General features: G+C 42.6%; 2 pseudogenes. Both read left to right on the forward strand.

The window, feature by feature from the left end:
* Positions 1–255 precede the first annotated feature (255 nt).
* Positions 256–424 (forward strand): annotated as a pseudogene (locus RQ973_RS09495) (YSIRK-type signal peptide-containing protein); the annotation flags it as partial.
* A 185-nt stretch (positions 425–609) separates the two neighbouring features.
* Positions 610–6,920, forward strand: a pseudogene (bgaA, locus tag RQ973_RS09350) (LPXTG-anchored adhesin/beta-galactosidase BgaA); the annotation flags it as partial.

Consider the following 6,920-nt stretch of genomic DNA (forward strand, 5'->3'; position numbering starts at 1 on the left):
GGCTGGGACTACGAAATCGAGACTTTGTCTATCGATTTCTGTCCCACCGCCTTTTTTAGTAAAACCATTCACTAAATGTACATTCAGATTTTTAAACTTTTCTACAAATTATAGAAAAAAGAATCAAAAGTATGATTTTTATGCTGCCAGTATTGAAGTTTCTTATATTATTTTATAAAATAGAAGCAAAATACTACTGAAAAAGTAGAGCGCTTACACAAAAATGGAAGCGGTTACGAATATAAGGAGGATCTTATGGGAAAAGGTCATTGGAATCGAAAAAGAGTGTATAGTATCCGGAAATTTACCGTTGGAACTTGCTCTGTAGTCATCGGTACTTGCTCGGTATTATTTGGAGCAAGTGTAGCTGGTGCAAATCCGGTAGCTGCGGAAGAAACTCCGATTACAGTTGCTACAGAAAAAGTAGAGGACGAATCTAAAAAAGAGAACCTTGTTGAAACGGTAAATTCAGTTGCTGATGAAGCGGTTGCTCCAAGCCATGAAGCTGAAAAAGCACAGGACGACCAAACTGTACAATCAGATTCTGATAAAAAAGTGGATTCCATGTTAGATAAGAAACCTCAAGCAATTACTCAAGATCAATCTGCTCAAACGGAAAAACCGGACCTAAAACCGGCTACCAGTGAGGAGGTAAATCAATTGGTTGAGGATCGTAAAGTAGAATTTAACCAAAACTGGCATTTTAAACTCAATGCTAATGCCAAAGACGCCATCAAGCCAGATGCCGATGTATCAAGCTGGAAGAAATTAGACCTTCCTCATGACTGGAGTATCTATAACGACTTCGACCATCAGTCTCCTGCCCAAAATGAGGGTGGACAACTGAATGGTGGGGATGCTTGGTATCGCAAGACCTTTAAATTAGATGAAAAAGACCTAAACAAGAATATTCGCCTAGTCTTTGATGGTGTTTATATGGATTCGCAAGTCTATGTAAACGGTCAGCTAGTTGGTCACTATCCAAATGGTTACAACCAATTCTCTTATGACATCACTGATTATCTCAATAAAGACGGTCGTGAAAATGTCGTAGCTGTACATGCGGTTAATAAACAACCAAGTAGCCGTTGGTACTCAGGAAGTGGTATCTATCGTGATGTTACTCTTCAAGTGACAGACAAATTGCATGTTGCCAAAAACGGTACAACCATCTTAACTCCAGACCTTGAAAAACAACAAAATGGTAAGGTTGACACTCACGTATCAAGTAAGATTGTCAATACAGATGACAAAGATCATGAAATTGTTGCTGAATACCAAATTATTGAACGAAATGGTCAGGCTGTAACGGACGTGGTTCGTACAGATAGTCAAGTCTTGAAAGCTCATCAATCAACTAGTCTAAATGCTATTTTGCAAGTTGAGAAACCAAAACTTTGGACAGTCCTTAACGACAAGCCTGCCCTTTATGAATTGGTAACTCGTGTCTATCGTGATGGCCAGTTGGTAGATGCTAAGAAAGATTTATTTGGTTATCGTTATTACAATTGGACTCCAAACGAAGGCTTCTCTTTGAATGGTGAACGGATTAAATTCCACGGTGTTTCTCTTCACCATGACCACGGGGCCCTAGGAGCAGAAGAAAACTATAAGGCAGAATACCGTCGTCTTAAACAGATGAAGGATATGGGTGTGAACTCTATCCGTACAACCCACAACCCAGCTAGTGAGCAGACCTTACAAATTGCTGCAGAGCTTGGTTTGTTGGTTCAAGAAGAAGCTTTTGATACTTGGTATGGTGGTAAGAAACAGTATGACTATGGCCGCTTCTTTGAAAAAGATGCCACTCACCCAGAAGCTAAAAAAGGTGAAAAATGGTCTGATTTTGACTTGCGTACCATGGTCGAAAGAGGTAAGAACAACCCGGCTATCTTCATGTGGTCTATCGGTAATGAAATCGGTGAAGCTTCAGGAGATCCACATTCTCTAGCGACTGTTAAGCGTTTGGTCAAGGTCATCAAAGACGTTGACAAGACTCGCTATGTCACAATGGGAGCAGATAAATTCCGCTTCGGTGATGGTAGCGGTGGACATGAGAAAATCGCTGACGAACTGGATGCGGTTGGATTTAACTATTCAGAAGATAACTACAAGAAACTGCGTGCTAAACATCCAAACTGGTTGATTTACGGTTCAGAAACTTCTTCTGCAACTCGTACTCGTGGTAGCTATTTCCGTCCAGAAAGTGAGCTAGTTCATAGCAATCAAGCTTACCGTCATTATGAGCAGTCTGACTACGGTAATGACCGTGTTGGTTGGGGTAAAACAGCCACTGCATCTTGGACTTTTGACCGTGACAATGCTGGTTATGCTGGTCAGTTTATCTGGACGGGTACCGACTATATCGGTGAGCCTACTCCGTGGCACAACCAAAACAATACGCCAGTTAAGAGTTCTTACTTCGGTATCGTAGATACAGCCGGAATTCCAAAGAATGACTACTACTTGTACCAAAGCCAATGGGTTTCTGCTCAGAAGAAACCAATGGTTCACCTGCTTCCTCACTGGAACTGGGAAGACTCTAGTCTGAAAGAGAATGTAGCTGATGCAGATGGTAAGATTCCTGTTCGTGCATTTTCAAACGCTGCAAGTGTGGAATTATTCTTGAATGGTGAATCTCTAGGCAAGAAGACATTTAACAAAAAACAAACAAGTGATGGACGTACTTATCAAGAAGGTGCCAATGCCAAGGAACTTTACCTTGAGTGGAAGGTTGCTTATCAACCTGGAACCCTGGAAGCAGTAGCTCGTGATGAAGCAGGTAATGAAATTGCTCGTGATAAGATTACGACTGCTGGAGAGCCTGCAGGTGTTCGCTTAGTCAAAGAAGAACATGCTATTGCAGCAGACGGGAAAGACCTCACTTATATTTACTATGAAATAGTTGACCAGGCTGGTAATGTAGTTCCTACAGCTAACAACCTTGTGCGCTTCCAGTTGCATGGTCAAGGTCAAATTGTCGGTGTGGATAACGGTGAACAAGCTAGCCGTGAGCGTTACAAAGAACAAGCAGACGGTTCATGGATCCGTAAGGCCTTTAATGGTAAGGGTGTTGTGATTGTCAAATCAACTGAGCAAGCTGGTAAATTTACTTTGACTGCTCACTCTGATCTCTTGAAATCGGCTCAAACTACAATCTTCACAGGTAAGAAAGACCAAGAAGAAAAAACTGTCTTAGGTACAGAAGTACCTAAAGTACGTACAGTTATCGGTCAAGCACCAAAAATGCCTAAGAAAGTGGCCTTTATCTACAGTGATGGCAGTCGTGCAAAACTTCCAGTAGAATGGTCAGCAGTTGATGTCAACGAACCAGGAATTGTTACTGTTAAGGGTGTGGCAGATGGACGTGAAGTAGAAGCGCGTGTTGAAGTCTTGGCTCTCGAAGCAGAATTACCTGTAGTCAAGAGAATCGCTCCAAATACAGACCTAAGTTCAGTTGATAAATCTGTTTCCTACGTATTGTCAGATGGTACTGTAGCAAGCTATGACGTTGATAAGTGGGAAATTGCAGCTGAAGATCAAGCTAAATTAGCTATCCCAGGATCTCGCATCCAAGCTAAAGGAATTTCAGGTGAAGACCAAATCGATGCGACCTTGGTAGTCGCAGAAGGGGAAGCAGCTAATCCAGTCGTTCCAAGCGTAACTGTGGCAGATCAAGTGGTTGAAGGCCTTTCAACTGACAAACCTGTAAAATACCACAAGCTTGCTTATGGAGTCGCCTTGCCAGAGGTTAAAGCTACAGCTGAAAATGCGCAAGTGACGGTTATTCAAGCTAATGAAGCAAATGGTATGCGTGCAAGCATTCATGTTCAACCAAATGATGGTGGAGCACTTCAAACCTATGCTATCCAATTCTTACAAGAAGCTCCACAAATTGAACGTTTGAGCCTAGAAGTTGAAAACGCAGCTGCTTTGAAAGAAGACCAAACAGTTGGTATCAAGGTCTTGGCTCACTATCAAGACGGTACACAAGCAGTCTTGAAGGCTGATAAGGTTACCTTCTCAACTACAGGTGAAGGAGATGTAGCTGTTCGTAAAGGTCTGCTTGAATTGCATAAACCTGGTCAAGTAACTCTGAAAGCTCAATTTGAAGGAGCAGAAGGTCAGATTGACTTGAACATTCAAGCAAATACGGAAAGCAAAGTTGTCCAAGCCATCCGTCCAGTTAGTGTCGTGACAGGTTTGAACCAAGAACCAAGTCTACCTGCTACTGTAACTGTAGAGTATGACAAAGGATTTCCGAAGGTTCACAAGGTGACTTGGCAAGCAGTTGCTAAGGAAGATCTTGCTAAATACCATAGTTTTGAAGTCCTAGGTAAAGTTGAAGGAATTGAGAAAGAAGCACATGCTAAGGTATCTGTCGAAGGTATCATTGCTGTCGAAGAAGTGAGCGTAACTACTCCAGTTGCAGAAGCTCCTCAACTTCCAGAGAGCGTTCGTACTTATCACTCAAATGGCCAAGTATCTTCAGCTAAAGTAACTTGGGACGCAATTGAACCAAGCCAATACGCACAAGAAGGCAAGTTTACTGTGACAGGACATGTCGAAGGTACTCAACTACCAACTAAACTTCATGTTCGTGTGTCTGCTCAGACAGAAACTGGTGCTAATATTTCTGACCAGTGGACTGGTTCAGAATTGCCACTTGCCTTTGCATCAGACTCAAATCCAAGTGACTCAGTAGCCAATGTCAATGACAAACTAATTTCATATAACAACCAACCAGCAAACCGCTGGACAAACTGGAACCGTACAAGTGAAGCATCCGTAGGAATTCTCTTTGGTGACTCTGGTATCATGTCTAAACGATCAGTTGATAACCTCAATGTAGCCTTCCACGAAGACCACGGTGTTGGTGCACCTAAATCCTATGTCATCGAATACTATGTTGGTTCAGCAACTCCAACAGTTCCTAAGAATCCAAGCTTCGTAGCACGTGAAGACCATGTCTTTAATGACGATAAAAACTGGAAAGAAGTAACAAATCTCAAGGCTCCTGATCAAGTAAGAGCTGGAGAAATGACCCACTTTAGCTTTGATAAAGTCAACACTTACGCAGTTCGTATACGCATGGTTCGACCAGATGGTAAATGGGGTACTTCTATTACAGAAATGCAAATCTTCTCTAAACAAGTAGCTGCAGCTAAGAATGCTCAAGCAAAAATCCAAGTAGATGGAAAAGATTTGCCAAACTTTAACCCAGGCTTGACTGACTACTATCTAGAAGCAAGCCAAGGAAAAGCTCCAGCTGTTACAGCAAGTGTCACTGAAAATGGTATTGCAACAGTTGTACCAAGCGTAGGTGAAGGAGATCCAGTTCGTGTTGTTGTCAAGGCTGAAAACGGAGATATCCTAGGTGAATACCGCCTACACTTCACAAATGATAAAGAGTTACTCGCAAGTAAATCTGTTGCTGTTGCCAAATCCTCTCGCTTGATTGCTAAAGGACAAACTCTTGAGCTACCAGCAAAAGTTCCTGTTTACTTCACAGGAAAATCTGACTATGAAATCAAAGACTTGGCTGTTGACTGGGAAGCAGTTCCAGCAGAAAATCTAACAAAAGCAGGTGAATTTACAGTTCATGGTCGCGTTTTGGGTACTGATTTAACTGCTGAAGTGGCTGTACGTGTGACTGATAAACTCGGTGAAAACCTATCAGACAACCCAGACTTCGATGATGACAGCAACCGCTCATTTGCCTCAGCAACTAACGATATTGATCCAAACTCTCGTGACCGTGTGGACTATGTCAATGATGGTTCTGATGATGAAAGCCGTCGTTGGACCAACTGGTCTCCAACTCCATCTGAAAATCCAGAAGTTTCAGTAGGGGTTATCTTCAGAGAAAATGGTAAGATTGTTGAACGTACAGTAGCTGAAGGAAGCATTCGCTTCTTTGCAGATGGTGGAACAGATGCACCTTCTAAACTCGTTCTAGAACGCTATGTGGGACCAGAATTTGATTCACCAGAATATTACTCTAACTATCAACCATACGATCCAGAACATCCATTCAACACTCCTTCTAACTGGGAGAAGGTTGAATACCGTGCGGATCAAGAAGTTCAAGCAGGAACTGACATCCATGTAACCTTTGCACCAGTCAAAGCTAAAGCTATGAGATGGCGCATGGACAGAAAAGCAGACAAGAAGGGTGTGGCTATCACTGAAATGGCCTTTATCGCACCAAGTGAAGCACCAAAAGACAATACAGCTTCTAAACTTCTTGTAGATGGTAGAGAGCTTGCTGACTTCTCTGAAGCTCGTGTGGATTACCAAGTAACCTATAGTGGAAACCGTCCTAAAGTGACCGTTGAAGCTGGTGAAAACGTAGCGGCAACAGTTGTTGATAGTGGTGACGATAAACTTCCAGTCTTGGTACGTCTCGTTTCAGAAAGTGGTAAACAGGTCAAGGAATACCGTATCCAATTGACAAAAGAAAAGGTTGAAAGTGGAAAAGTTGCCCCAGCTGTTCAGGAAGAGCTTCCTAGCCTAGAAGTGGTAGAAGAAGCTCTCAGCTTCAAGACAGTGAAGAAAGAAGATCCAACTCTAGCAGAAGGTGAAACTCGTGTGACTCAAGCAGGTCGTGAAGGTAAAGAACGTATCCTGACTGAAGTAGCAGTAGATGGAAGCCGTACTGAAAAACTTCGCGAAACTATTGAAGCACCGCAAGATGAGATTGTCTTAGTCGGAACTAAGAAAGAAGTATCTGGTAAAACAGATCCAGCTATCCATGAGGTTCCAGAATTTACTGGTGGAGTAAATGGTGTCGAAGCAGCTGTTCATGAAGCTCCAGAATACACAGGAGCAATTGGAACAGCAGGTGACGATCCAGCTCCGGTAGTAGAAGTTCCAGAGTACACAGGAGCAATTGGAACAGCAGGCGACGATCCAGCTCC

It is taken from the genome of uncultured Streptococcus sp. (assembly GCF_963511325.1).
In the GTDB taxonomy this organism is placed as follows: domain Bacteria; phylum Bacillota; class Bacilli; order Lactobacillales; family Streptococcaceae; genus Streptococcus.